Origin of the sequence: Sphingobacterium sp. UBA7253, assembly GCF_002472745.1 — a bacterium.
In the GTDB taxonomy this organism is placed as follows: Bacteria; Bacteroidota; Bacteroidia; order Sphingobacteriales; family Sphingobacteriaceae; genus Sphingobacterium; species Sphingobacterium siyangense.
This window is the reverse complement of record NZ_DKSP01000144.1, coordinates 594-2,030: the sequence shown is the minus strand read 5'-3', so window position 1 is coordinate 2,030 and position 1,437 is coordinate 594. Positions and strand designations below refer to the sequence as shown.

Below are 1,437 nucleotides of genomic sequence, written 5' to 3'. Positions count from 1 at the left end.
AGGCTGTGCAAAATGGAATAAACAAGATTTAAAAGGCTTTTATCCCAGAGGGACAAAAGACGAACTTGCTTATTACTCCACACAGTTTAACAGCATTGAACTCAATGCTACATTCTACAATTCACCTGGCATAGACCAGGTAGAGACCTGGAAAAAGAAAACACCTGCTAACTTCAAGTTCTTCCCAAAAATACCACAATCCATCAGCCATTTCAGCAGACTACTGAATACGGGTGATAAAGTAAAATTATTTACGGACTCCATTGTTCATTTCGATGAAAAACTGGGAATGGCTTTTCTTCAGATGCACGACAATTATAATCCAAAGGACATGGCCCGTTTAAAACTATTTCTTCATGACTGGCCAAAAGAAGTCCCGCTAGCGTTGGAAGTCCGAAATAAAGATTGGTTTTCCAAACCCGAAGTAACAAAAGAACTCTATGCACTGCTGGAGGAAACCAATGTGACCAATGTACTGGTCGATACTGCAGGCCGGAGAGATATGCTCCATATGCGCCTGACCACGCCGACTGCTTTCGTACGGTATGTAGGGGCAAATCATGCAACAGACTATGATCGACTGGATCAATGGATTGATGTTTTGAAACTATGGCGGGAAAATGGATTGCAAAAATTGTATTTCTTTATCCATCAGAATATTGAGGTAGAATCACCGTTACTGGCGACACATTTTATCAAAAAGCTGAATACAACATTCGACTTGGATCTAACCTATCCCAACAAAAACACAGGAAATACCTTATTCTAAGACAGGTTATCAGATCCGGTCCGTAATGCACCGATAGAAAAATATATTTTGCCCACAAAAAAAAGCCGAAGTAGAAGATACTTCGGCTTTTTTTATTAAAAATCAAACTTTAGCTTATTTTTTAGCGTATTTAAAGTTTTTACCGATGAAACGGGCATTACCACCCAATTCTTCTTCGATACGCAACAATTGATTGTATTTAGCCATACGGTCAGAACGTGAAGCAGAACCAGTTTTGATCTGTCCACAGTTCAATGCTACAGCTAAGTCAGCGATAGTCGCATCTTCAGTTTCGCCCGAACGGTGTGACATCACAGAAGTATAACCAGAATTTTGAGCTAAAGTAACCGCATTGATCGTTTCAGTCAATGAACCGATTTGATTTACTTTTACTAAAATTGAATTTGCTGTATGAGTATCAATTCCTTGTTGAAGACGTTTTGTATTTGTAACAAAAAGATCATCACCTACTAATTGAACATGGTCACCGATTTTGTCAGTCAATGTTTTCCATCCAGCCCAATCATCTTCAGCCATACCATCTTCGATAGAAATAATAGGGTATTTAGCTGTTAATTCAGCCAAATAGCTTGCTTGTTCTTCACTAGAACGTACAGCACCTTTATCGCCCTCAAACTTCGTATAATCGTATTTACCGTCTTTGTAGA

General features: G+C 38.9%; 1 protein-coding gene and 1 pseudogene. One reads left to right on the top strand and one right to left on the bottom strand.

What is annotated here, in order from left to right; translation table 11 throughout:
- On the top strand, positions 1–769 hold a 769-nt coding region (locus B2X72_RS14930), incomplete at its 5' end, for a DUF72 domain-containing protein (protein ID WP_286850297.1).
- Positions 770–883: 114 nt separating this feature from the next.
- Here the strand turns inward: B2X72_RS14930 and eno are convergent.
- Positions 884–1,437: pseudogene (gene eno, locus B2X72_RS14925) on the bottom strand (phosphopyruvate hydratase); the annotation flags it as partial.